This is a genomic window from Halobacteriovorax sp. GFR8 (genome assembly GCF_050955245.1).
Lineage (GTDB): Bacteria > Bdellovibrionota > Bacteriovoracia > Bacteriovoracales > Bacteriovoracaceae > Halobacteriovorax_A.
Genome location: NZ_JBPBLR010000002.1, coordinates 1,635,344 through 1,659,673 on the forward strand (window position 1 = coordinate 1,635,344; position 24,330 = coordinate 1,659,673).

Consider the following 24,330-nt stretch of genomic DNA (forward strand, 5'->3'; position numbering starts at 1 on the left):
CAAGATGCGGGCCTTTGTTTTTTTAGATTAATCTTTCTTACGATCTTTCTTTGAACGAGTTTCTAGATCACCGTTGAATACCTTAAGTTGATTTACATAATCCTTGTATCCAAAAGTATCATCATATAATCCTTCAAGCTCTTGAGCTAAAGTCTTATAAGTCTCTTTTGCTTCTTCATTAAGCTTTCCAGCTGCTGCTGATGCCTTGTATTCTTTTTGAAGAGCACCGATCATCGTATTAGCAACTCTTGAATTACTATCCCAATCAGTATCGATTTGTCTTTCAGTAGCAGTTAAGATGATTGAAATTAGTGTTTCAACACGATCTTCTTTATAACCATCATCACCAAAGTTAGTTGTTGAATTCGTTAGGATTGAGTTAAAGTAATCTGCAACTGCTCTATCAAAGTCAACAGTATCACGAGATGTTGCACGTGAGTTCATCACTCTTCCAGCAACTTTAGATGTTGCTTTACCAGAAAGCCCCTGATTGATAATGAATAGTGGATCAAGTCCTGTTACACGAACTGGAACTCTCTTAGACTCACCTGCTTTCAGAGCAGAAGCTGTTGCTGTATAAGTCTTACCATCATTCATTGCCACAGAGATATCAACAGATGATGAAGTTTCTGAGTTTGATGGGTTCTTCACTGTTACAAATACTGTCGCATCACCAGCTACAACAGAGTTGATACGAGTATCTGCTTGATAAACTGGAGCGACATCAAGAATCTCGATTCTCTTAGAATCTGTACTCTTTAGTTCATAAACTTTCTTAATATCGCTTCCGTCGATACTAACAACTAGGTATGCTGAATCAAAAACACTTAGGTTATTTGAAAGCTTACCTTGAGCACTTGCAGACTTATGAGTAAAGTTAAGTGAAGCTGGAGCTGTTACGTATTCTGAACGTGCTGAACCTGCTTCAAAAGATGAAGAATCAAGAGAAACTTTGATATTTCCAGACTTAAGTCCTAAGTTTCTTAGTCCAAGAACTGACTTAAGTGACTCCCCTCTTGTAAAGATCCCGTTTCCATCACCTGATAGATCGAAACCAGTTATCTCAACCATTGGGTTATTTACAAAATAATCAAAGTTCTTATTCCAAGAAGAAACAAATAAATTTTCATATTCTTTTGCAAATGAAGTTGCAGATTGGGCCTTGTAAACTTCATCATACGCTTGTTGTTTTGCAAGATCACGAGCAACGATTAGACCTACGGCCTTACCTGAGTCCTCACCAAGGTTACGTGCCATTGTATGCGTTGATACGAAGGCCTTACCAAAGTGTTCTTTTGCAAGGTTTCTATATGACTCAGAGAATGCGTCTGCATAAACATTTTTTAGGTCTTGTGCAGATTTCCCTGAAACTGTACGGTAGCGTGTTTCGAAAATTGGACGGTTTAAATCATCAACTTCCTCATAAACATATTGTCCGTTGGCGTCTTTCTTAGGTACTTTTTCCCCAGTTGGTTGTCCATTAGCATCAAGAACATCAACTTCAACGATAACTCTTTTTTGGTGGTAACCAATTTTGTGCTGGTATGATTCTTTAACATCTTGAATATTACGGTAAGCAATGGCCTCTTGCTCATCAGATGCCTTGAACTTATTCCATGCACGTGATGTCGACTTCCAACCATAGTCTTTAAAGTTGTACTCTCCATATGCAGAGAATAAATCCCACATTGAAACTGTGTGAAGACCTTTATCGAATAAAATAGGTGTTGAAGAACACTTATCTGCTAGGCTTGATCTAAGACCAAATTGTCTAGCGACTGCACGAGCATGAATTCTCTTTCCAATTGCAGATGAAGACGAAACCCAACCAGCGTTAATTACATCACTGAATGATCCACCCTTACCATCTCTTGCATATCCATCATTGAAACCTTCGAAACGAGGAACTTCAAGTACATCTGAATAGTCTTTTGAAGGAGCAGTAACGGCCTGAGAAGCATCATTTCTAACATTATCTCTGAAGCGAGAAATGATTTCTGATTCAGTTGAGTAACGTGAATCTTTTGCTGCTTTATCTTTTCCAAGAGCAACAGCGTTCTCAATCGTAACACCCTTAAGTGCACGTTGTTCCTCTCTTAGGATATCAACAGAAGGATTTGAAGTCATATTGAAACCACGGTAAAGACCTTGTTGATAACCATCAACACAACCAAGGTGCGTCCCTTCACCAGCAGCATATACAGCGGCCATACGCTGAGCTGACTGAACACCACGCTCACACATTTGAGTGTGTTCTTTATCCATATTTGGATCATCATAAACTTTTTTACAAACAGTTTTAGAAATATTACTTAGGTTCTCTGGTGTGTAGATACCATCTAGAGAAATACCTTCGATTGAAGAATTGTAATAACCTGCGATAACAGCAGGTGCTTGCGTCATTAAAAACGCGGCAACTAGAAGTTTTTGTTTTTTGTTGTTCATTCTCTTCTCTCCTTTTCGTCTTTGTTCTTATTTTGTTTCAAAATTAATAACGTCATAGTTTAAATTTAATTCGTTATCCATTATATTTTTCTTAATTAATTCATTTAATGTCTTCTTCGCATGATTACTAATAGCGATATTTTGCGAATTCAAGTCTCTTAATACCTGCTCTTTTAAGTGATGAGCATTCACATAGTGTGGGTACTTAAGTTTTCTTCGTTCCACCTCACAAATGACATCTGTCTTATATGAGTCATAGAGATTGTCCGGCGTTTGTAGTCCTTCTGGCGGATAGATAATTTGAATCAGATTTCTTACGATTGGGATTTGATTCCAATTAGAAGTAATCACATTCCCAAATGCCCAGTTAACAAAATCCGAACATACGCCTAGCTTTCCATAGTCTTCTTTATTTTCGACCTTTTTTAAGGCCTTCTCTTTTCGACGAGTCATCTTCTTTGCACTCTTCTCATTCACTCTTAGCCAAGCAAAATTTGTGCGGTAGTCATCATATGTATCACAGCCATCTGAGTGACACTTACGATACCCTTTTTTAATTTCAACAAATGGAGGCATCTTATCTTCTTCATCTTTACCCCAGTTAAAACTTAGAGGGTAAAATCCCATTGTGTTGATTCGAGTATCTCTTTCTATTTCTGTAATAATCTCAGCATGTCTAAACTCTAGGCTTCGATCGTTAAATTTTAAAAACTCAATAAGCTTGATCGCGCCTGAAGTACGAGGGCTAAAATCTTCAAATAAGTCGATATCGCTCTCGATTGATCTTCTTAAAAGAATATTGCCTGGGCCTCCAAGTAAAGAACACGCCTGTGTAGCGCGATAAAATTTATACTCTGTTTCCTTAAGCCCAAGTGTTGGATCAAGCCTTGTAACAACTAATTTACTATTTAGGTTTTTTGCCTCTAAAGAAAATAAGTTGAACGCCTTGTATACACGAGAGAGGAGGATGCGAGCATTTTTTGTATTGGTCTTTGTAAGATTTACTAACTGTCTAGTTTCTGACACAAGCTGTGTAAGCCTTATAAACTTGGCCTCATCGTTAATATCAAAATCTTCAAGCATATCTTCGACTTCATTAAAAATCTTTCTATGCTTTAGGTAATCATAAGATGACCTTGTGTAGCGCTCATGACGACGATCATGATTAGACATATGGTTGCGTCTAATAAATTGGGACAGATGATCAATCATTTTTGTCATTGAAATTTCTAACTCATCCTGAGCATCATAGAAGTCAGCTAAGAGCTCTTCTTTTTGCGCTATAAATTCCTGCTGCTTCTGGTAGGTCTTTGCAATATTATGTAATGAGCGTGAAACTTGGACATAAATATCTTCTTCTTTTAAGTATTCAACAAGAGCAAGGGCACTAGCAGAAATTTGTGAAACAAGGATCTTACGAGATGAAGGCAATTTATCATGGCCTTTGGTTTTTACAAAAATAGGTATCAAGCTATCAAGGTACTTAATAAAGTCTTGAGTTTCTTTATAAGCAAGCTCATCAGAGTACTCACCATTTTTATCGCGACCTAATTGCCCCTTCTTTAAAACCCTCTTATGAAATTTCTTAATTGCCGTATGAATATTTTCAAATTGATAATACGCTGAAGTGTACTCATCTCGACGAAACTCAGAGTGATTAACTCTGGACATACTTCTTAAACGTGAAAGTACTTTTGATGAGGCCCTTTTCATCGAAAGAATTTCGCGGTGAAACTCTGTTGTAGGAGAGGCCACAATCACGAGATTAAATAAAAGAATTGAGACAAACTTTAATAAAGTCGTTTTCTTTAGGTATAGCATGGCAATTAACATGCAAAGCTAGTGCCACTATCCTTGATTAAATTATAAGCATTTAGAGACTAGAAAGTGTTCACTATTTAGACAGACAGATAATAAGTGAACATCAAAAAAAAGACCTCGCAAAGCGAGGCCTTTAGAAAATCGTATTACTCGTAATATTGTTGTTCTGGTTCCCCAACCATTTCTTTACTTAATTAGACCAATTTCCCTAAGACGTTGGTTTAGGAAGTCACCTGCCGTAATATCTTCCCACTTCTTACCTTCACCAACACAGCTTTCTAGGCATGCAAGAGACGCTTTTGAGTGTGGGTGTACAAAGTATGGCATTGAGTATCTTTCTTCACCAGAATTGTCTGGGTTGATTACTCTGTGAGTAGTAGCAGGAAGTACATTATTTGTAAGTCTTGCCATCATATCCCCTGAGTCAACAACAAGTTGTCCAGGCTTTGAGTCAACATCTAGCCAAGTTCCATCGCGATCAAGAAGTTGAAGGCCAGATGAAGTCGCACCGACTAGCATTGTAATAAGGTTAATATCTTCATGAGCACCAGCTCTGATTGAATTTGTTGTATCGTGACCAGTTGTTGGTGGATAATGAATTGTTCTTAGGATTGAATTACCATCATTTACCATCTCAGAAAAGAAACCTTCTGGAACATCTAGACCTTTACCGATTGCCTCAAGAAGAATATTAGCTGTAGCATCCATTGATTCATATAGAGAAAGGAATTTCTCTTTGAAACCTGGAACTTCTGCCGGCCAAATATTTTCAGGATAAACACCCTTGTATTGTGAAGTTGCAGCAAGTTCACGCCCTACGTGCCAGAATTCTTTTAAGTCTGGGTGCTTACTATCTTTTGCGTGTTCCATTCCAAACGGAGTGTAACCACGTTGACCACCATTTTGACCTTGGTAATTAAGCTTTGTTTCTACAGGTAGAGAAAAGAACTTTTTAACCATCTCATAGGCTTCATCAACTTTATTCTGATCAACCGTGTGGTTATCAAGAATAATAAAACCGTACTCTTTAAGGCCATACATTAATTCGTCCACAAATTTAATCTGCTCAGCAGTTGAGCCTTGTGTGTAAGAAGTTAGGCTTAGTTCTGGAACCTTTCTTTCATTATTATTTGCTGTACTCATAATGACTCTCCATTGTTCAAGTCGGTTTAAATAAGTTGATAAAAAATAATTACAGCTCGCATAAATTAAAGTCAATAATGCTAGTTATAAGCCTAAGCTAATATAGGATGTAATTACAAATAGATAGAGTATAGATTTTAGAAATTAGATAGTAAGGATACAATAATTATCCCTTAAAAATTGCACTTCCAACGCGAATGCAATCACTACCAAGCTCAAGGGCATCGTCCATATCGCCGCTCATGCCCATAGATAATTTTAAGTTCTTATCAATAGCATCACGTATATCAACTAATTTTTGAAAACTTTCACGAGGGGCAGGCCCTTGTGCCGCGGCCATGGTCATAAGGCCCACGACTCGAATATGACTTAGCTCTTTGGCCTCGCTAATGAAGTCTCTAACAGACTCAAGCTCCCAAAGCCCTCCCTTTTGCTCTTCACCACTTGTATTGACTTGAATATAGAAGTCACAGGCGCAACTAAGTTTTTCATTAAAAAGACGCATATGCTTTAAATTATCAAGAGACTGTACACTTTTAAGATTTGGAACTTTGCAAATCTTTGCAATCTTATTTGATTGAATATGCCCAATAAAGTGCCATCTAATATCATCGAGACCTAGTTCTAGTGCCTTTTGCGCCTTGGGCATAAGAGACTCAACTCGATTCTCACCAAAGTCGCGATGGCCCAAGTCATAGACTGTTTTTATATCTTCGAATTCACTATATTTTGTCACGGCCAAGAGCTTATTCTTGTCGCCTACTTGAGACACTATTTTTTGATAATTTTCAGAGATCATTTTTCAGATTTATCTTCTTTCTTTTTGAAGCTTACAGTTACCTCATAATCTTCAAGGATTGATTCAACGATAGTCTTTGGATCAACATTCTTTAAGTAATTACGAAGTTCTTCACGGACTGAAACAACAAAGTCTTCCTTAGTTTTCTTAGCATTAGTCACGAGCCCAGAAACAATATCTTTAGGTAGTGGTAGATCATCTAAAACTTTCTTAACTGATTCCTCAGTCATAAAAGCTGCCCCAATACCAATTGAGACAACTTTCTTTATCGTATCACCTAAAATTCCATCTGATTTATCTGTTTTCTTAGACTCGCTCATGATTGACTCACAGACCTTTTGCACGCTCGTAGAAACTCTTCATCATTGATGGTAGAGAAGTTTCAGTTAACTTATTAACAATCATTTTCGATCCAGGAATAAATCCCTTCACTTCAATTTCTAAACTATAAGTTACCTCAGTTTTACCATCACCAAGATCCTTTAGATCCCAGCCACCATCATTTATTTTGAAAAGATCACCTTTTTTAAATGTCCAAGCAACCTTACTAGGTCTGCTCATTTTCATATCAAGGTGGTAATTTAATTTTTTAATCATATCAATTGAATATTCAACAACACCACTTTCATCAGTCATATCATGAACCTTGATATCATTAACACCTAAAACGAATTCTGGGTATGATTCAAAGTCAACAATAACGTCATATAGTTTATTAATATCAATATCAAAAACTTCAGTGCGGCTTGCCTTGGCCATAATCAACTTCCTTGTATTTAATCAAATAATTAGTAGCGCGGTTTTGTATCAAAACGATGTTCAGCAGTAATTCTTCTAATTGTTCCCGACTGACTTCTCATAACGATTGATTCCGTCACAGCTCCCCATGACTTGAATTTTACACCATTAAGAAAACTTCCATCAGTAACACCAGTTGCACAGAACATAACATTACCAGAAGCTAGCTCGTCGATTGTATAGATCTTATTAATATCATCAATTCCCATTGTTTTAGCACGTGCGATTTCCTCGTCATTTCTTGGCTTAAGTCTTCCTTGAAAGTCTCCACCAATACAACGAAGAGCAGCTGCAGCGATAACACCTTCAGGAGCACCACCTGTACCAAAAAGAATATCAATTCCACTATCTGGTTCAGAACAAGCAATTGCAGCTGAAACATCACCATCACCGATAAGCTGGATACGTGCACCCGCATCTCTTACCTGTCTAATTAATTCTTCGTGGCGTGGCCTATCTAAAATGACGGCCGTTAGATCTTGGATACGACACTTCTTAGCTTCAGCAAGTCTCTTTAAATTCTCTGCTGGAGTATCGTCAATATTGATTAGACCTTTTCCTTCAGGACCAACCGCAATTTTTTCCATATAAGTATCAGGAGCGTTTAGAAAGTTTCCTTTTTCAGCAATGGCCATAACAGCAATTGAGTTCCAACCACCGTTTGCACAAACTGTCGTTCCCTCAAGTGGATCAAGGGCAATATCAAGCTCAGGCCCATTACCAGAACCAACTTTTTCACCAATGTAGAGCATTGGAGCTTCATCGCGCTCACCTTCACCGATAACAACAGTAGCGTCGCAATCAACAGAATCAAGCATCGTTCTCATCGCATCGACTGCGGCCTGATCTGCGGCTTTTTCGTCACCACGTCCCATTAGCCTAGCTGAGCTAATAGCGGCCATTTCAGTTACTCTTACAAATTCCAAAGCGAGGTTTCTATTCATTATCAATCCTTTTAATTCAAAACATTTCGCTTTATTTTAAGGAGTTAAACTTCAATTGAAAAGCTTCGTTTTGAAATAAATAATTTAATCTAGCTAATATGTTATTTAGTAGAAATTAACCAATAACTTTTCGCGTTAGAAACTCAAGATCACCTTCAGAAATGAGATTCTTTGGAACGTTCGCTACTAATTCACGAGCAAAGTCTAAACGGTCTTGATCAACTGGAGTATCAATTAAGAACTCGAATTCTTCTTCATGAGTTAATGGCTTATCAGAGCTTCTTACATTGAGAACTTTCCCAGTTTGAATCCCTTCACCGTCAGTCCATTCAAGAATAGAATCCATCATAAGAATTTGGATTTTAGAAATTTCGCCATCTCTATGATGCCAAATAAAGATTTCAAATGGCCCATCACAACGAAGCCATGTCTTTAGGCCACCTGGTAGCTCAAGTTGCTCATCGTATTCGTGAATTGGCCTAAGATTTTTCGACACATTTGCTATAGAAAGAAAATTTAATAAGGTTTTATCGAAGATATCATCTTTAATGAACTCAATACCAAGGTTGTCTTTTTCAACTCTTTTTACTTGGCATTTCACTTTTACTTTTTGGTCATACCAGTGGATCTCACCAGAGAAATTTTCATCCATCTGTGCTCCCATATCACCATCAGTTAGTGTCAGGCTCATTCCACCATATGAAATATCTCGAACTTGATAATTTTTTGAATTATCTTCTCTTTTAAAAACTAAGTAACTGAACGGAAAACGTGGAAATACACGCTTTTCAATAGATTGGTGACCTGTCTTAATAAGATTGAGATGCTTTTTCATAACTCGAGTTATCCTTTTATTCGATTTAAGTAATTTATGTTAATTATTATAGACGTTTATGGGCCGAAGGTTTAAAGTTTAATAAATAGGAAAAATCTTCATTGAGTAAATATGTCAGAAAAAAACACGCAAAATACAGTCTCACAAAAAGAAATCCTCAGCGAATGGGAAATCGATAATCTACCAAACCGCCTCACTATTTTTCGTGTCGCACTTATTCCAGTTATATGTCTGACTCTTTACCTCTGTTTATTCGAAGAAAATATTTTTAAGGCCACAGTGAAAACACTTGGCTATATTGCAGCTTGGACTTTTGTGCTGGCCTCTGTAACAGATTTCTTTGATGGTTATATTGCCCGAAAAAGAAATATTGTTACTGTCTTTGGTTCATTTCTTGACCCAATCGCAGATAAATTCCTCGTTGTTTCATCTCTTATTCTTTTACAGGCCCTTGATCGCGTCAACGTGATTGTTGTCATTGTTCTTGTTTTACGTGAAATGTATATGACGGCACTACGTTTATTAGCGATGGAAAAAGGCCTAAAAGTAAGTGTTAACCAACTTGGTAAATGGAAGACAACATTTCAAATGATGGCCATTCCAATGCTAATGGCCTGGGATAAACCATTTGGCTTTTCTTTTCCTCTAGTGGGAACAATACTCATTTACCTTTCATTCGTCTTTTCTGTCTTCTCGGCCCTAGTTTATACCTTTGGCCTTTTTAAGAAAATTTCAGAGGTCCGAAAAGAGCGAAAACAAAAGTAAAGGATTAATCATCATGGAAGATAGCTTAAAAGAAATCATTATTACTGTTTCAGGACAAGACCGCCCTGGTATTACTGCAAGTCTGATGAAGGTTATCAGTGACAATAAAACAGACATAACAGATATTAACCAGGCCATCACACATAATTTACTTTCACTTTCTTTTGTCATCAAAGTGGGAAAAGAGAAAAATGAAAATCAAAATGTTTTAAAAGAACTACTCTTTACTGCACACGAGATGGGGCTCAAGCTTGAGTATTCAATTATCGGTAAAGAGACAACCTACAAAACACCATATAATAGCTTTATTCTAAATTGCGTCGCACCTAAGAAGATCTCAGCAGACTTCATCTCAGATGTTGCCCAATGCTTGGCCATCAACGGAATAAATATTTATCGTATTGATAATGTATCCAAAGAAGGCTTTAACTCTCTTGAAGTTCTAACAGATGTTCCAGAGAAGGTCGCTTTAAATAAAGTAAAATCTGATCTACTAAATATAAGTAATGATCATCATACAGATATTGCCTTTATTCGTGATGACGTCTTTAGAAGATCAAAGAGGCTGATTGTCTTTGATATGGACTCAACTCTTATTCAGGCCGAAGTTATTGACGAGCTTGCCAAGGTTCACGGCATAGGGGCCAAGGTTTCAGAGATCACCGAAAGGGCCATGAATGGAGAAATCGACTTTAATCAATCTCTAATTGAAAGAGTCTCTCACCTTAAAGGTTTAAGTGAGAAAACTCTCCAAGATATTTCCTTGAAGCTTCCACTTACAGATGGAGTTGAAGACTTTATACGTACAGTAAAAAAATATGGTTATAAGGTTGCCGTCATCTCTGGAGGTTTCACTTACTTTGCTAATCATCTAAAAGAAAAATTAGATCTAGACTACGCCTTTGCTAACGAATTAGAGATTGAAGGTGGAGAACTTACTGGTCGCGTAAAGGGTACCATTATCAACGCAGACCAGAAGGCGGTTCTCGTTAACTTAATTGCACAGCAAGAAAATATCTCACTTGAACAAGTTGTTGCCATTGGAGACGGTGCAAATGATCTGCCAATGCTAGCACAGGCCGGACTAGGTATCGCTTTCCACGCTAAAGACATCGTGCGCAAAAATGCCCAAAATCACATGAGTCATGGGCCAATGACATCAATCTTGTACTTTTTAGGCATACCAGGACCTGAATCAAAACAATAAGTATTGTCAAAAGTAGTGAACGAGTTAACAAAAGCTTAATTTTTCATTGGCGGGCCAAGACTAATTTGATAAAAAGCTCTTATGCGTGAAATGTTACAATCAAAAATTCACAAGGCCGTGGTTACACAGGCCGACCTAAACTATATCGGCTCGATCACGATTGATGAAGAGCTATTAGAACTAGTAGACTTATGGCCAGGACAAAAGGTTCTCATCGTCTCTAATACAAATGGAGCACGACTTGAAACTTATGTTATCAAAGGTGAGCGTGGTTCAGGAGAGATCTGCCTAAATGGAGCAGCGGCCCACCTTATCAACGTAGGTCATGAAGTTATCATTATCGGCTTTCAAATGACTGATCAAAAAGATATCAGGCCAAAACAAATCTTAGTCGATAAGAATAATAAGTTTATTCAATATCTCTAAATTTTTAAAGCTTATGCTACAATAGTGGCATGTTGATCAAGCTAAGTAAAAAGCAGGATATTTTCGATGCCAGCAAGGATATTGCTGAATATTCTAAACTAGAAACACTTGAAATCTCTGCTAAGCACACATGTCATATAAAAGTCGACTGCAGCGAACTCACTGCTTTAAAGAAGCTCTATATTTATGCTGATGGGATACATGGACAGTGCATCCTAACTCTTAAAAATGCTCAAGATCTTGTCGTTTTAAAGCTTAAAGGCCTAAGTGATCTTCACGAAATGGCAGCAAGTGATCTTCAAAAATTAAAGATCCTCCAACTAGCAAATTGTAACCTTAATACAATTCCAAATTGGTGTTGTGAACAAAGCGGTCTCGAGTCTCTTGAGTTACAAAATAACCAATTAGAAACTCTCCCAAATGAGTTTGAGTGGCTTACATGCCTCAAGCGACTAAATATCGATAATAATCAATTCCAAGAAGTTCCTCGAGTCTTAGCAAATCTAGAGAGTCTTCACCATCTATCGTGTGATCATAATATGATTTCAGATGAGAATCTCTACAATTTTAGAAAATTAAAAAATAGCTAAACTTCTGGCCTAATTCGACTAGAGGCCTTACGAATGCGATCGATTAAAGTTTCTAGAAGATTTCGAAACCATTTAGGCTGCTTACTTAGATACGTTTCGAATTTCACCGAAGGGATAACGATTAGTTTAGAATTTGTCAGGGCCTTAATCGTAGCACAGCGAGGGCCACCATCAAAGAAGCTCATCTCACCAACTAATTCTCCAGGAAAGATCGTTCCTATCTTAACTTCCTGATCGTTTCTAACTTTAAAGACACCAAGAGTTCCCTCTTCTAGGATATAAACTTCAGTACTCTCATCCCCTTCGCGAATAAGATACTGGTCAGCATTAATGAATAAATTTGTTGGACTGCTCATCTTTAAAACCTCTTCATTATACTTTTATTTTTTCATTAGTCGATCGAAGCCTATCGGCCAGAGTCTTCATCATACTCTGTAACCACTTAGGCCTTGATTCAATGAACTCATTAAACTTCTGAGCATCAAAAATTTCAAGTTCACAATCCGTAATGGCCTTCACTGTAGCACAACGCTCTCTCTTATCAAGAAAGCTTACTTCACCTACAAACTCACCACTATAAATCGTTCCAATTTGCTTATCTTTACCATCTACATTCTTAAAAACAGCTAAGGTTCCCTCTTTCAAGAGATACATACAATTGCTGTCTTCGCCTTCGTTGATAATGGCCTCTCCGGGAATAATATGAATTGTTTCTCTCATTTGAGCTCCGAGTGTTTAAACAAAGAGAATACGATGACATTGCTCGACAAATTCACTCTGCTGTTCAGTCAACTTAAGATCGTGTCTAGTTAAATAATAATCCTTGTCGACAATTAGATCAATCAAAGAAGGATTTTCTGGCCCACAGGCGATGATTTTAGCATACTTGGCAGTAACCAAGTATTGCCCGCATTTGAAAGAGAATTTAGGTGTTGCCCCATAGATCCACTCCCAACTCATATTAGCTTGAATCTTCTCCATTAAAGATTCAGTAGAGCAAATCTCCTGTTCCGTTAACTCAAAGGAATCACTCTTAGCATTATAGCTTACTTCAAAGGAGTGCTTAATAGAGTCAACAATTAGGGATTCAGTAATATCAGCACTAACTTCTTTTAAGTTTATCACTTTTGAAGGAACGGACTTTACACCCATTGCAGCTTCAGCAGTGAGTTTTGAACGAAGCAGCTCATTTAATTGGTTTAGATTAGCATCAATAAGGAGCGTGCCATGATGAAGGGCACTGTGCTTCGTTTCTTTAAAAGCACAACCAGAGATCTTATAATCAACATCATGATAAAGAAGTCTAAGGTCATGGCGCTGATTCTCAAAAGCATTAATCCCTAATGACTTAAGTCCATCAACTATAATGGATGCATTCTTGGATTTATCATAAGAAGACTTTGGACTAATGAATGAGTAATTCATATTCCCAAGATCGTGATAAACACATCCGCCACCACTTTGCCTTCTAACCAGATTAATCCCTAGCTCTCTGATCTTCTTTACCTGACACTCTAGCCATGGGTTTTGAAACTTTCCCATAACAATACTTGGAGCGCTCTTCCAGAGAATGAGAATTTGCTCCTGACTATTTTCTAATTGATGCTTACGAAAGAGATAATCTTCAAACGCCAAATTAACATAAGGGTTTATTGAGTGAATATAGTAGAATTTAATTGAATGAGAGTTCATGAGTTGAATTTATCATTCCTCACTTAATCGCTGAGTAACACTAGAGTCAATCTCACTTACATCAAATTCCTTAAGAGCACGCGTTGATTTTCGACAGAGCTTAAGCTTCTCGTGTAGCCCTTTACTTTGATCAGGAAAGGACTCATCTTGAAGTTCTATTTCTTCAATCGTTTGCTCTAATGGTGCACAACCATTTTTTAAGATAACAAAAGAAAGGTATTTTGATATAGGAAGTTCCTTCACATTAGTTCGAGAACTTATATTAGAGATATATTCTCTACTTTGCTCTCTAAGAGAATCTAACTGACGAGATAGCTCTAGTTCAGAACTCAAAAGAGGACGAGCAAAAGTATTAGAAGTAAAAAATGTTATAAAAAGGGCAAAAATTAAAGTTAATTTCACTAGGCCCATCGAGTCTATTGCTTTCATATGTAATTCCTTTTACATAGTTGCTATTTTGACTCAATTTGTCTTATTTGGCAACGACTTAGCAAATTTTAATACTTCTTCAAAATTAGACGCCAAATACTTCACGCCATCGAGTGGATAGCGATTCTTAAGATGAATCGTTTCAAGAAGAGGAAAATTAAGTTGATCACTAATTTTATCCCCTACCATATATGATTTTTTTAGATCGATAGCGAAATCAAAACATGCCTCTAGAAGCATACCAGGATGGGGCTTTCTTAAAAGAGAGTGATACTTATACTGGCCAACACCTTTAGTGAACTCAAACGGAGCGATATAGAAAGCATCGATTAAATGATGAAGTGATTCATTTAAAGCTGCATTAAATTTTTCGACATCAGTGTATTCAAACATTCCCTTTGAGACACCTGACTGATTAGTGAGAACGACTTTAAGTCTTTTCTTATTATAGTCATCTAAGAGAAACTCATAAGCACCAGCGACGAGCTCTAACTCAGAAGTCTTATGAACATACGAGTGATCAATATTTAAAACACCATCGCGATCTAAAAACAAGGCTTCTTTATAATCATCTACGCTAAAGTAGCGATTTAGAACAGGCATAACTTCTTTCGTAAAATTAGGCATACCTACCGGATCGATTTGATCAATATAAAAGACTCCACCTGCACTATAGTAATCTGCACATACAGAAATATCTCTTACTTCTGGAAAGTACTTCTCACATGCTTCGAGCTCATCTCCATTGAGGTTTAACTTAGACAAATAATAGTATTCACAATTACCATTTTTTGGCATCTGATAGAGATTAAATAAGTCTGGCTTCACACTACTTTTAGTTGTAATTAAAAGAACTGTTTTCCCATCATTTAAGAATCCTCTCAATTGAGAGTCCCCTTCAAACTCATGAATTTCAAAGTTACTAGTGCCGCCAAAGCATTTTTTTATTTCTTCAAGATCTCTTTGGCATAGAACGATATCAAACATATTAATCCTTTTTGTAATCAAATTTCATCGAACAATTAATCTTATACGATGGGGCCGTGAATTTATTCATAGGCTTTACACGAATCTGTAACTTATCTTTTTCAATTTCAATATTAAAAGATGAAATCTCTGGATTGAGCTCACAAATTGAAATATTAGCGGCCTGAGCATAATTGACAACATGACAAAAATCTAACTTATATGTGTTGTGTTTATAAAAACATATACCCTGAACAACATCTTTATTTCCAAGGCCCATTAGTGGCAATAAGGAAGAAATAAATTTATCCTTATCTTTTTCAAGTAGTCCCGTAAATATATTGTGATAGTGCTTAATAAGACTTCGATAAAGCTCAAATAAATCCTCACGGTCCGCACCTTCTAATTCGCCTGGTAATTGAGTCATTTCCCACTGTGAATCAAAGCGGCCACAGTATTCTAAATCATAGCGCTCGTAGAGTTTCTTATTAAAATGAGAAAACTCTTGATCAATATACTCATTTAAAGTGTGCTGAGTGAAATCAATATCAGAATAGGATTTAAAGTACTTTTGGAAAATACTCTTGGCCCCGGCCGACTTTGTTGTAATATTGGCCCCGCTCTTAACCAGTTTTAAACTGATAGGAATGATACGTGCTTCACCATTATAGAGAACCTGTGCGACAATATCCGCTTCATGTAATTGAGACTTAATAAGGTGGTCACTCAATTTCCCTACAACTGTAATATTCGTGATACTTCCCTTAATATTGTCATTAATCGAGCAGGCCATTTCCCTAGCAAGCTTCGGCAACTCACCCAAAAGAGTACGAGCATGAAGCCTTAACCAACTTTCATATTCACGCATCATTTTCAAAAGTTCATGATCAATATTCTTTAGAAAATTAGCTTCAATCTTGTTTAAAACAGAAATCTCTTTAGCAACGAGAAATTCGAAGAGATTCCCTTTGATCTCATTTTTCAAAGCTTCAAGTTGGGTGCGATTATGAATTTCTTTGAAATTATTAATGAATTGGTTCTTGCCTGAGCTTTTAGACACTTAATTTCCTTAACTCGATACCACATAAAAAAATATCATTTTTTTTGTGGCCAAGTGAGTTTCTCTTTATTATTCTTTCTTCAATAAATGTATCTCAACACTACTGGAATGTCATGATTGGATTTCCATCTATTCTGGAAGGAATAGAAGATTTAAACCGCGAGCAAGTTGAGCAACTCCTCCACCGCGCCCAGGAACTTAAATTAGGTTCCCCGGCCAGACTTCCCCTTAAAAGAAAAATTTCAGTCGCAACATCTTTTCTTGAGAACTCTACTAGAACAAAATTATCATTTGAAATGGCCATCAAAAAGCTTGAAGGGATCCATATCAATTTTGACGCCGAGAAATCATCGCTAAAGAAAGGTGAATCACTGGAGCAGACACTACTAACTCTCTTCTATCAAGGAATAGATATTTGTATTGTACGCACGACAGAGACGAGACTACTGGAACAATTTAAGGACTACCCACCGATTAAAATTATTAATGGTGGTGATGGGACTAATCAACACCCGACACAGGCTCTCTTGGACTTATTTACTCTCAAAGAATATTTCAAAGGTGAGCTGGCCGGGAAAAAAATCTGTATCGTTGGTGACTGCACACATTCAAGAGTTACTCATTCACTGATGGATCTCTTACCACTATTTGGAATGGAAATAACTCTGTGTGGGCCAAAAGAGTTTATGCCTTCTCACTTACCTTCAAATCATCTCATCAAATTGAGTGATGATCTCGAAGAAACATTAAAAAACTCAGATGCAATTTATCTACTAAGAATTCAAAATGAACGACATGAAGAAAGCTTTGATATGTCGACATATAATCAACAATGGGGAATAAATGTTGAGCGCCTTTTAAGTGTTGGAAAAGTCGCTCCAATCTTCCATCCAGGACCTGCCAATATTGGAATTGAAGTAGACAGCGAAATAGTTAATTCAGATCTTTGGATGGCCCATAAACAAGTAGAAAATTCAATTTATATTCGCATGGCAATAATCGAGGCCATGATAACTAATGGCGACACTAAAATCGGTGCTCGCTATAATAAAATCTCTGCACTAAAAGGACTGACGGAAAATGACGAAAGCAAATTTAGATAGGCATGCATTCCTATCTCAATCTCAAGAATTACTCTTTCAAAAATCTCTTAAAACGACTCCTATTTTCCTTCATTTTCCAGATCAAACAATTTTCAAAGCCTATATAAATCTCCACAAAAACGACCCTCGTCTACAAAATGGTATATTTGGAGAAGCGGCCTTTACGACAGGAATGACAGGTTATCAAGAAACGGCCACAGATCCATCATTTCTCGGCCAACATATTATCTACACAACTGCCCATGTTGGGAATTATGATTTTAACGAAGAAGTTTCTCAAGGCCTAAACTCAAACAAACCATACGCAGCAAGTTTAATCGCAAGAAATTTCTCATATAATAGATTCCTAGAAAATTGCGAGCTCCCCCTAATTAGTGATGTGGACACAAGAGCACTTACGAAGTACCTATCTTGTAAATCCAAGGATCATCGTTGCCTCATTACAACATCAGAACAGGCACCAGACTTTTCCATGCATGAACTTCAATGTAATGATCTCTCAAAAGTGTCATCTAAGGAAAAGAAAATTATCACTAGTGGAGAGAATCCAATCGTTGTCATCGACTACGGAATCAAAAAGGCCATTGTTGATTACTTAAAAAATTTAGGACACCCACTTGTGGTTGTACCACATAATACGCCAGCACATGAAGTTGAGGATTATAGACCAAGGATGGTCTTTTTATCAAATGGGCCAGGAGATCCAAAGCTCTATACGCAAGAGATCAAAACTGTAAAAGAGTTGCTAAGAACAGAAATTCCAATTCGCGGAATTTGTCTTGGCCACCAACTAATTGGCCTGGCCTGTGAAATGGAAACGATCAAGCTTCCTTTTGGACAACGAGGGGCCAACCACCCAGTTTATTCACACTATAACCAAGACCTACTTATCACAAGTCAAAACCATGGCTACGCTATTGAAAAAGAATCATTTGAGAAGAAAAGACTAGAGAATGAATTTGGATTAAAATTATTTTGTGAATATACTTCCCTATTTGACCGTTCACTCGAGGGACTAAGAAGTTATGACTCCCGAATTAGAAGTGTCCAATTTCACCCAGAGTCAAATCCTGGCCCAAAAGATGCTGCAGTCTTTTTTAGCGAAATCAAAGACTTTCTAAAAAATGGTGCGAAAGAAATTTCAGTTGAAGAAATTAAGGAGCTTCCAAAATATCACGAAGGAAAACTAAGCTCTCCATATAAGAAAATCCTACTAATTGGATCCGGCCCTATAAAAATTGGCCAAGCATCAGAGTTTGACTACAGTGGAACACAGGCCCTTAAGTCACTAAGAGAGCTAGGCTTTGAAGTTGTTCTTCTAAACTCAAATCCTGCCACTATCATGACTGATAAAGATATGAGTCACCGTACTTATATTGAACCAATTACAAAAGAGACGATTAAAAAAATCATCGCAAAAGAAAAAGTAGATGCCGTTCTTTCCACGATGGGAGGGCAAACAGCACTAAATATGTGTATTGATCTAGAAAAAGAAAACTTCCTAAAAGATAACGGTGTTGCACTCTTAGGTGCAAATATTGACACAATCGAGAAAACAGAAGATCGCGAACTCTTTGCAAAGGAACTCGATAAATTGGGCTATAAATCAGGAAAGAGGTTTAGTGCCAAAAGCTTTGAACACGCATTAGAGCTAGCTGATAATCAAGTAAAATTTCCGCTTATTATTAGACGAGACTTTGCACTGGGAGGAAAAGGCGCGGCCCTTGTTCACAACCTTGAAGAGCTCGCCAAAACCCTGTCTTCAAGTGATATTAAATTCCCAATAACAATGGAAAAGTCACTCCTAGGCTGGAAAGAGTTAGAACTCGAAGTTATGGTTGATAAAAATCGTTGCGGTGTTGTGATCTGTTCAATCGAGAATGTCGACCCATGTGGAATTCATACCGGAGACTCAATCACGGTTGCACCTGCGCAAACGATCTCAGACCATTGCTACCAACAACTAAGAACAATGTCTCTTAATATTGCAAAACACATGAATGTCGTGGCCGGAGGGGCCAATGTGCAATTTGCCGTAAACCCAAAAGATGAGAATGATATTGTTGTCATTGAGATGAACCCTCGTGTATCTCGCTCTTCGGCCCTAGCTTCCAAGGCCACAGGCTACCCTATTGCAAAAATATCTGCAGGCCTTGCGGTTGGCCTAACACTCTTTGAAATTCTAAATGATATCACACGTATCTCACCGGTGGCATTTGAACCGACACTCGATTATGTGGCAATCAAAATACCAATTTTCCCATTTAATAAATTTCCTTCTAGCTCTCAAATTTTAGGCCCACAAATGCGCTCTGTCGGTGAAGTCCTCGCCCTAGGAGGAAGCTTCAACGAAGCCTTTATGAAAGCACTAAGAGCAACTGAACAAGGACTAGAGATACCAAGTTTAGAACAACTCAAGACAACTCCTTATCCTATTACTGAAGATTACTTACTTGAGAGACTTAAGAATCAAAGAGAGCTATCTCTTCTAACTGTTCTAGAGGCATTAAGATTTGGTATTACTCCACAAAAGATTCACGAAGTTAGTGCCATTACACCATGGTTCATTGACCAAATGGTTTGCTTTCTAGATAAGGAATTAAAGCTTAAACAAAGTACCCAAATCTTAGATAATAACGAAGAACTTTATGAGTTAAAAAAGCAAGGTTTCTCAGATAAGTACCTTGCCCTTCTATCAGGGCAAAGCCAAGAACAAATTCTAGACAAGAGAATCACATCAGGAATTAGGCCTGTTTTTAAAGCTGTAGACACATGCTCAGGTGAGTTCAACGCCCTTACTCCATACTTCTACTCAACTTATACACAGTTTAATGATGTCCAAAGAATCGAAGAAGAGAGTTGTGCCATCTTTGGCTCAGGACCAAACCGCATAGGTCAAGGAATTGAATTTGACTATTCATGTGTTAAAAGCGCAATGGAATTAAAAGAGCAAGGAATTAAATCGATTCTTCTTAACTCAAATCCAGAAACAGTCTCAACCGACTATGACAGTTCAGACAGACTTTATTTAACACCACTTTTTTCTGAAGACCTTTACGAGATTCTTGCTTTTGAGAATCCAAATCATGTCATCACGTCTTTTAGTGGCCAAACTGGAATAAATATCCGTGCCCACTTAGAAGCACCTTTTAGAACAAAACACCAAGAGTTTAACTTCCTAGGTCCAAGCCTAGAACTATTAGACAGTGTTGAAGATCGTAAGAGATTTGATCATTTGACCAAAGAAATTGATCTTGCTCATACAACATCAAAGGAAGTTAGAGGCTATAAGAATCTTATCAATACTATTACAGAAATTGGCTATCCAGTGATAATCAGGCCAAGTTACGTTATTGGTGGAGAGAGTATGTTTATCTTTGAAGGGCCTGCAGATCTAGAAAACCTTCCCGAAGAAACTCTTAAATCACTTCATGAAAATACAATCGCATTTCAAGTTGAAAATTATATCTCTAATGCACTTGAATATGATGTGGATCTTATTCGTGATAAAGATGGAAATACAGTTTTCACGATTTGTGAGCATATTGAATATGCAGGCGTTCACTCAGGGGATTCAGGGATGATTTCACCTCCGGTAAAGGCACGTCCAGAGATCGTTGAAAAAATGAGAAAACTTGCAACAGATATGGCCAACACAATGAAAATAACGGGACCGATTAATTTTCAATTTGCGCTTAAAAATGACGAAATCTACTGCATAGAGGCCAACCCAAGAGGTTCAAGAACAATTCCATTCCTATCAAAGGCCTATGACGTCAACCTTGCGGCCATTGCAACGAAGGCCTTACTTGGTAAAGAAATAGAAAACCATCACAATTTTGAAAGTGATTATAAAATCATTAAACAATCGACTTTCCCATTTGATCGCTTTGTTCAAGACTCAATTATTCTTGGCCCTAAAATGAGGTCAACTGGTGAAACACTTGGTATCGACAAGAACCCTGACCTTGCTATGATTAAGTCATATCTTGGAAACTACCCAGACCTTCTTACTAAGAAATCTGTTCTCATTTCATTAGCGAGAAAAGATGATGAGCAACTCATTCAAAATATTAAACAGCTAGACTCTTTAGGCTTTAAGTTCTTTGCCACAAAAGGTACCTACAATTTTCTAAATAAAGAATGTGCGATAAAGGCCACTCTTGTGGACAAGCTGGCCGATGATGCTTCTAATATTGGCATGCTTGAGGCCATTAAAAATGACGATCTGGCCATGGTTCTAAATACACCACTAAATCAAGGACGATCTCAATCCGATGGTGAATTCATCCGTAATACGGCAATCCAATACGCGGTTCCTTGTTTCACAAGAATTGAGAATATCAATGCCGTCTGTAAAGCGATCATCGCGGCCAACTCAACAAAGTCAACACCAGTAAGTCTACAGGAGATGACAAATGGATAAAACATTTGTTGCCCTTGACGGTATGAATAGACAGGAGGTTTTCGACCTCTTGTCAGCTTATCCACAAATTAAAAATGTAAAAGTAGGCCTAGAATTATATCTGCGTTATGGACAAGATTTTGTAAAAGAACTAACACAAAAATTTGAAGTTCAAATATTTTTAGACCTTAAACTACATGATATTCCAACAACTGTAGCAAAGGCCTGTGCGGCACTTGAAGGTCTAAATATTCGCTTTCTTACAGTTCATGCAACCGGCGGAAGAAAGATGTTAGATTTTGCACAAGAGAGTATTTCCAAAATCATCCCCAATTGTGAAATACTAGCAGTAACGATTCTTACCTCACACTCAGAAGATGAAATACCAAATATCTGGGGACGCTCTCATAAGGAGGCATTAAAAAACTTATTGAGCGAAGTTGCTGCCTCAAGTGTAAGAGGAATAGTCTGTTCAGGACTTGATTTAGAGATTGTTAAAGATTTTGAAGGTAATACTCTAAGTTTTACCAAAGTAACACCTGGGATTAGACTTGATAATAATCACGATGATCAAGTAAGGGTTATGACACCTGATGCGGCCATGAAAGCGGGTGCAAATTATCTAGTTGTAGGAAGACCTATTACTAAGAACCCAGAGGTTTTACGAGAAAACCTCTTTCCTTAGAAAAAATATACTTACATTTCCCAATAACTTTCTTCTAGACTTTGCTCCTTAACCGGAAGGTTATGAGAGAGTCTAGGAGATTTCTGTTTTAGAACTTCATAACTGGTGCGATTTGCATACTTACATAGTTGGTGAATTGAAGAATACGTTAAATACTTACCATCGTGCTTAATCGAATGAGGTAGCAGTTTTTGATGATAAACATTTGCCGCTATATCATGCAAGATTGCAGAAAGCGCTGCATCCCCTGCACCATTTGTATTTTCAATATTCTCAGGTCCACCCATAAATGGATTAATATGAGAATATATCTTAACCGGTCTACTACAATCGGCTTTTAACTGAGAGCGTGAGTATTCAAGTTTATTATAATTTTCAATCGACTTAGAGTGAAGTTTATCTTTTGTTTCACGGGCCTTTGTTTCACACGCCCAAGAAGCAATATAGAGACCTCTTTCCCCATCAGTAATAAGAGCTAAATCAGTATGGTCTAAAATCGACTCTCCGATTAATAACGGGTCATCAATACCAAGTAATGCTTGTGCCTCATCACGATTCATTGCTAAGACATTTACATTTTCTCTAATAAAGTTTTTGAAAAAATCTTTATCACTTTCGATGAGAGAGCTTGTCCCAAGAGCAAAAACAACAGGTATATCATTTTCTTTGGCAATACTTACGGCCTTAAGAGTTGCTTTATATAGAGGAGCATTACGATCCCTTAAAAGAAAGGCCGTCACGAGTAAGGCGCTTGAGTTTTTAATAAGATCATCAGGAATAAACTCTTCTGTAAGCTGATTCATGATCCCCTTTCCAATAGCAAAGGTTCTCTCCTTGTCAGGAGTAATCAAACACATTGCTCTGGCCATCTGACCTGCACATGGCTGAAGATAGCTAAAATCTACTTTAGAAGAAGTGCTGCAGATATATTTAAAGGCATAGTCTCCAACCTTTATCGTTTCGCAAATTGTTCCAAGTGCAAAAGACTGATCATCTGACAACACCGAGTAATTATGTAAAGTATTTCCAACCGCGCCACCAGCATATTGACCAAGAATTCGCCCTTCTTCATATGAGCGTTGATAAAGGTCTTCAACATCCTTATCAGATAGTACATAAGACTCACCGGCCTTAAGGTTGAATTCTTCTAATAGTTCAAAAGAAGCATCAATTTCAATATCAACAAGAAGCTGATCGATACCAACGATATAAACATTTTCTTTGCGGTTAAAATCTGTCTCAAAAGAAAGTCGACCCTTGGCACTTACTGGGAAGTAATGCTTTGATCTTCTCTTACCTGGAAATCTCATAAATAATCCTAAACTAATGTAGTCAAAAATTCTATTTTGATTATAATAGATATATGAAAAAACTTTTAGTGTTAATTTTTTCTCTTACTCAATTAAGTACTCTCGCCTATCGTTATGCCGTGACAAAATCACGTCAAACAATTGTCTACGCTGACGTTAATCTTTCGGCCCCAATTGGCTACATTCGCAGCGGGAGAAAAATCAAAGTTGGAGACAATGACCTAAAACAAGGGACGATTGTACCACTAGTTGTCTCAGGAAAGATTGCTTATGTTAGGACTAATGATATAAGTTACTCAGTTTCGGGAACAAAACTCGAGCATGTTCCTGAAATCACAGATCACGATGTAAGAACAATATTCACAAACGATGCCCAAAGGCTAAAAGAAAATAGTTTTATCTCTCTTGATTACGCAAGACTTGAGGCCGGTACAGAATGGGACGACTTTCAGGCGAAATATGCTAATGAAACCTCTCCTGCATTTAATCGATTTAATCTAGCAATTGAGTATCGAGATCCTAAACATCGTCATGGCTTTAAGATAACACTAGGCTACCTAACTGCATCGGCGACCTACAGTAGCATCAATAGTGTTCTTGGGGAGCTTCAATATCAGTTTCGTTTTATTAATCGCAATAGCTTTGTTGCAGAAGGATTTGCAGGCATAATTCTAACTGGTGACTTTGAGCAAGAAAACTTTGGAGAAAAGGCAACTGGAATGGCCTACGGATACAATATTGGTGGGCGTATTCGATTTGCGCCATATTCAAAGATTGGCTTTTATGGCCAAGCTGGGTTAAGCGGCCTTTACACAAGTTCTATGGATAAATTAGTTACAGAAACTGTTTCTTCAATTGGTGGTGTGACAATTGGCGCCGGGATAAGCTTTCGCCTCTAGCTCAAAGA

The 24,330-nt window shown here is 37.5% G+C and carries 23 protein-coding genes; 8 read left to right on the forward strand and 15 right to left on the reverse strand.

Going from position 1 to position 24,330, the window contains the following annotated elements; genetic code table 11:
- Window positions 1-27 precede the first annotated feature (27 nt).
- From ACRXC1_RS08275 to ACRXC1_RS08310, 8 genes are all read right to left on the reverse strand, one after another.
- Window positions 28-2,445 carry a COG1470 family protein gene (locus ACRXC1_RS08275; RefSeq protein WP_433657978.1) on the reverse strand — a complete coding sequence of 806 codons (2,418 nt, stop codon included), beginning with the start codon at window positions 2,443-2,445 and terminating at the stop codon, window positions 28-30.
- Between the two features lie 27 nt (window positions 2,446-2,472).
- The gene (locus tag ACRXC1_RS08280; RefSeq protein WP_433657980.1) at window positions 2,473-4,278 is read right to left on the reverse strand and encodes a hypothetical protein; all 1,806 of its coding nucleotides are present in this window, start codon (window positions 4,276-4,278) and stop codon (window positions 2,473-2,475) included.
- A gap of 174 nt (window positions 4,279-4,452) precedes the next feature.
- Window positions 4,453-5,409, reverse strand: coding sequence for an isopenicillin N synthase family dioxygenase (locus ACRXC1_RS08285; protein WP_392911683.1), 957 nt, complete (start codon window positions 5,407-5,409; stop codon window positions 4,453-4,455).
- A 166-nt stretch (window positions 5,410-5,575) separates the two neighbouring features.
- Complete coding sequence (locus tag ACRXC1_RS08290; protein WP_392911686.1) at window positions 5,576-6,208, reverse strand: YggS family pyridoxal phosphate-dependent enzyme; 633 nt, start codon at window positions 6,206-6,208, stop codon at window positions 5,576-5,578.
- Window positions 6,205-6,528: a hypothetical protein gene (locus ACRXC1_RS08295; protein WP_433657983.1), complete on the reverse strand. Its 324-nt coding sequence runs from the start codon at window positions 6,526-6,528 to the stop codon at window positions 6,205-6,207. The genes ACRXC1_RS08290 and ACRXC1_RS08295 overlap by 4 nt, the downstream gene beginning before the upstream one ends.
- A gap of 7 nt (window positions 6,529-6,535) precedes the next feature.
- The gene (locus ACRXC1_RS08300; protein WP_392911690.1) at window positions 6,536-6,967 is read right to left on the reverse strand and encodes a type II toxin-antitoxin system RatA family toxin; all 432 of its coding nucleotides are present in this window, start codon (window positions 6,965-6,967) and stop codon (window positions 6,536-6,538) included.
- Window positions 6,968-6,996: 29 nt separating this feature from the next.
- On the reverse strand, window positions 6,997-7,950 hold the full coding sequence (gene glpX, locus ACRXC1_RS08305) for a class II fructose-bisphosphatase (protein WP_392860527.1): 954 nt from the start codon (window positions 7,948-7,950) through the stop codon (window positions 6,997-6,999).
- A gap of 115 nt (window positions 7,951-8,065) precedes the next feature.
- Entirely contained in the window at window positions 8,066-8,785 is a 720-nt protein-coding gene (locus ACRXC1_RS08310; protein WP_433657986.1) for a PilZ domain-containing protein, read from the reverse strand.
- A gap of 111 nt (window positions 8,786-8,896) precedes the next feature.
- Between ACRXC1_RS08310 and pgsA the strand changes: the two genes are divergently transcribed.
- From pgsA to ACRXC1_RS08330, 4 genes are all read left to right on the forward strand, one after another.
- On the forward strand, window positions 8,897-9,550 hold the full coding sequence (pgsA, locus tag ACRXC1_RS08315; protein ID WP_392860525.1) for a CDP-diacylglycerol--glycerol-3-phosphate 3-phosphatidyltransferase: 654 nt from the start codon (window positions 8,897-8,899) through the stop codon (window positions 9,548-9,550).
- 13 nt (window positions 9,551-9,563) lie between these two features.
- The gene (gene serB / locus ACRXC1_RS08320; protein ID WP_433657988.1) at window positions 9,564-10,757 is read left to right on the forward strand and encodes a phosphoserine phosphatase SerB; all 1,194 of its coding nucleotides are present in this window, start codon (window positions 9,564-9,566) and stop codon (window positions 10,755-10,757) included.
- Between the two features lie 81 nt (window positions 10,758-10,838).
- Complete coding sequence (panD, locus tag ACRXC1_RS08325; RefSeq protein WP_021267374.1) at window positions 10,839-11,183, forward strand: aspartate 1-decarboxylase; 345 nt, start codon at window positions 10,839-10,841, stop codon at window positions 11,181-11,183.
- Window positions 11,184-11,212: 29 nt separating this feature from the next.
- On the forward strand, window positions 11,213-11,773 hold the full coding sequence (locus tag ACRXC1_RS08330; RefSeq protein WP_433657991.1) for a leucine-rich repeat domain-containing protein: 561 nt from the start codon (window positions 11,213-11,215) through the stop codon (window positions 11,771-11,773).
- Here the strand turns inward: ACRXC1_RS08330 and ACRXC1_RS08335 are convergent.
- Genes ACRXC1_RS08335 through ACRXC1_RS08360 form a run of 6 tightly spaced genes read right to left on the reverse strand, consistent with a single transcriptional unit; the run spans window position 11,770 to window position 15,920 of the window.
- On the reverse strand, window positions 11,770-12,129 hold the full coding sequence (locus ACRXC1_RS08335; RefSeq protein ID WP_392860521.1) for a Crp/Fnr family transcriptional regulator: 360 nt from the start codon (window positions 12,127-12,129) through the stop codon (window positions 11,770-11,772). The genes ACRXC1_RS08330 and ACRXC1_RS08335 overlap by 4 nt on opposite strands.
- 16 nt (window positions 12,130-12,145) lie before the next feature.
- On the reverse strand, window positions 12,146-12,493 hold the full coding sequence (locus tag ACRXC1_RS08340) for a Crp/Fnr family transcriptional regulator (RefSeq protein WP_433657993.1): 348 nt from the start codon (window positions 12,491-12,493) through the stop codon (window positions 12,146-12,148).
- A 15-nt stretch (window positions 12,494-12,508) separates the two neighbouring features.
- Window positions 12,509-13,465, reverse strand: a complete 957-nt coding sequence (locus ACRXC1_RS08345) for a lipoate--protein ligase (protein WP_433657995.1) — start codon at window positions 13,463-13,465, stop codon at window positions 12,509-12,511.
- Between the two features lie 12 nt (window positions 13,466-13,477).
- Window positions 13,478-13,894 carry a hypothetical protein gene (locus ACRXC1_RS08350; protein WP_433657997.1) on the reverse strand — a complete coding sequence of 139 codons (417 nt, stop codon included), beginning with the start codon at window positions 13,892-13,894 and terminating at the stop codon, window positions 13,478-13,480.
- A gap of 33 nt (window positions 13,895-13,927) precedes the next feature.
- Window positions 13,928-14,881, reverse strand: a complete 954-nt coding sequence (locus ACRXC1_RS08355; RefSeq protein WP_433657999.1) for an HAD-IIIA family hydrolase — start codon at window positions 14,879-14,881, stop codon at window positions 13,928-13,930.
- 1 nt (window position 14,882) lies between these two features.
- Window positions 14,883-15,920 carry a hypothetical protein gene (locus tag ACRXC1_RS08360; protein ID WP_433658001.1) on the reverse strand — a complete coding sequence of 346 codons (1,038 nt, stop codon included), beginning with the start codon at window positions 15,918-15,920 and terminating at the stop codon, window positions 14,883-14,885.
- Between the two features lie 44 nt (window positions 15,921-15,964).
- On the opposite strand from ACRXC1_RS08360, the gene ACRXC1_RS08365 reads away from it, so the two are divergent.
- Genes ACRXC1_RS08365 through pyrF form a run of 3 tightly spaced genes read left to right on the forward strand, consistent with a single transcriptional unit; the run spans window position 15,965 to window position 22,113 of the window.
- A complete protein-coding gene (locus ACRXC1_RS08365; protein WP_433658003.1) occupies window positions 15,965-17,023 on the forward strand; it encodes an aspartate carbamoyltransferase catalytic subunit in 1,059 nt (352 codons plus the stop codon).
- Entirely contained in the window at window positions 17,001-21,449 is a 4,449-nt protein-coding gene (carB, locus tag ACRXC1_RS08370; protein ID WP_433658005.1) for a carbamoyl-phosphate synthase large subunit, read from the forward strand. Before ACRXC1_RS08365 ends, carB begins: the two co-directional genes overlap by 23 nt.
- A complete protein-coding gene (pyrF, locus tag ACRXC1_RS08375) occupies window positions 21,442-22,113 on the forward strand; it encodes an orotidine-5'-phosphate decarboxylase (protein WP_433658007.1) in 672 nt (223 codons plus the stop codon). The genes carB and pyrF overlap by 8 nt, the downstream gene beginning before the upstream one ends.
- 11 nt (window positions 22,114-22,124) lie before the next feature.
- Here the strand turns inward: pyrF and ACRXC1_RS08380 are convergent, their stop codons facing one another.
- Window positions 22,125-23,423, reverse strand: a complete 1,299-nt coding sequence (locus ACRXC1_RS08380; RefSeq protein WP_433658009.1) for an inosine/guanosine kinase — start codon at window positions 23,421-23,423, stop codon at window positions 22,125-22,127.
- Window positions 23,424-23,476: 53 nt separating this feature from the next.
- Here ACRXC1_RS08380 and ACRXC1_RS08385 point away from each other — a divergent pair, with 53 nt between their 5' ends.
- On the forward strand, window positions 23,477-24,322 hold the full coding sequence (locus ACRXC1_RS08385) for a hypothetical protein (protein WP_433658011.1): 846 nt from the start codon (window positions 23,477-23,479) through the stop codon (window positions 24,320-24,322).
- Window positions 24,323-24,330: the final 8 nt, after the last annotated feature.

Coding starts and splice junctions, on each gene's coding strand:
- ACRXC1_RS08295 (WP_433657983.1), bottom strand. CDS start 6,528: ATGAGCGAGTCTAAGAAAACAGATAAATCAGATGGAATTTTAGGTGAT.
- ACRXC1_RS08345 (WP_433657995.1), bottom strand. CDS start 13,465: ATGAACTCTCATTCAATTAAATTCTACTATATTCACTCAATAAACCCT.
- ACRXC1_RS08385 (WP_433658011.1), top strand. CDS start 23,477: ATGAAAAAACTTTTAGTGTTAATTTTTTCTCTTACTCAATTAAGTACT.
- ACRXC1_RS08330 (WP_433657991.1), top strand. CDS start 11,213: ATGTTGATCAAGCTAAGTAAAAAGCAGGATATTTTCGATGCCAGCAAG.
- panD (WP_021267374.1), top strand. CDS start 10,839: ATGCGTGAAATGTTACAATCAAAAATTCACAAGGCCGTGGTTACACAG.
- serB (WP_433657988.1), top strand. CDS start 9,564: ATGGAAGATAGCTTAAAAGAAATCATTATTACTGTTTCAGGACAAGAC.
- ACRXC1_RS08310 (WP_433657986.1), bottom strand. CDS start 8,785: ATGAAAAAGCATCTCAATCTTATTAAGACAGGTCACCAATCTATTGAA.
- ACRXC1_RS08340 (WP_433657993.1), bottom strand. CDS start 12,493: ATGAGAGAAACAATTCATATTATTCCCGGAGAGGCCATTATCAACGAA.
- ACRXC1_RS08285 (WP_392911683.1), bottom strand. CDS start 5,409: ATGAGTACAGCAAATAATAATGAAAGAAAGGTTCCAGAACTAAGCCTA.
- pgsA (WP_392860525.1), top strand. CDS start 8,897: ATGTCAGAAAAAAACACGCAAAATACAGTCTCACAAAAAGAAATCCTC.
- ACRXC1_RS08275 (WP_433657978.1), bottom strand. CDS start 2,445: ATGAACAACAAAAAACAAAAACTTCTAGTTGCCGCGTTTTTAATGACG.
- ACRXC1_RS08300 (WP_392911690.1), bottom strand. CDS start 6,967: ATGGCCAAGGCAAGCCGCACTGAAGTTTTTGATATTGATATTAATAAA.
- ACRXC1_RS08280 (WP_433657980.1), bottom strand. CDS start 4,278: ATGTTAATTGCCATGCTATACCTAAAGAAAACGACTTTATTAAAGTTT.
- ACRXC1_RS08290 (WP_392911686.1), bottom strand. CDS start 6,208: ATGATCTCTGAAAATTATCAAAAAATAGTGTCTCAAGTAGGCGACAAG.
- pyrF (WP_433658007.1), top strand. CDS start 21,442: ATGGATAAAACATTTGTTGCCCTTGACGGTATGAATAGACAGGAGGTT.
- carB (WP_433658005.1), top strand. CDS start 17,001: ATGACGAAAGCAAATTTAGATAGGCATGCATTCCTATCTCAATCTCAA.
- ACRXC1_RS08350 (WP_433657997.1), bottom strand. CDS start 13,894: ATGAAAGCAATAGACTCGATGGGCCTAGTGAAATTAACTTTAATTTTT.
- ACRXC1_RS08355 (WP_433657999.1), bottom strand. CDS start 14,881: ATGTTTGATATCGTTCTATGCCAAAGAGATCTTGAAGAAATAAAAAAA.
- glpX (WP_392860527.1), bottom strand. CDS start 7,950: ATGAATAGAAACCTCGCTTTGGAATTTGTAAGAGTAACTGAAATGGCC.
- ACRXC1_RS08380 (WP_433658009.1), bottom strand. CDS start 23,423: ATGAGATTTCCAGGTAAGAGAAGATCAAAGCATTACTTCCCAGTAAGT.
- ACRXC1_RS08335 (WP_392860521.1), bottom strand. CDS start 12,129: ATGAGCAGTCCAACAAATTTATTCATTAATGCTGACCAGTATCTTATT.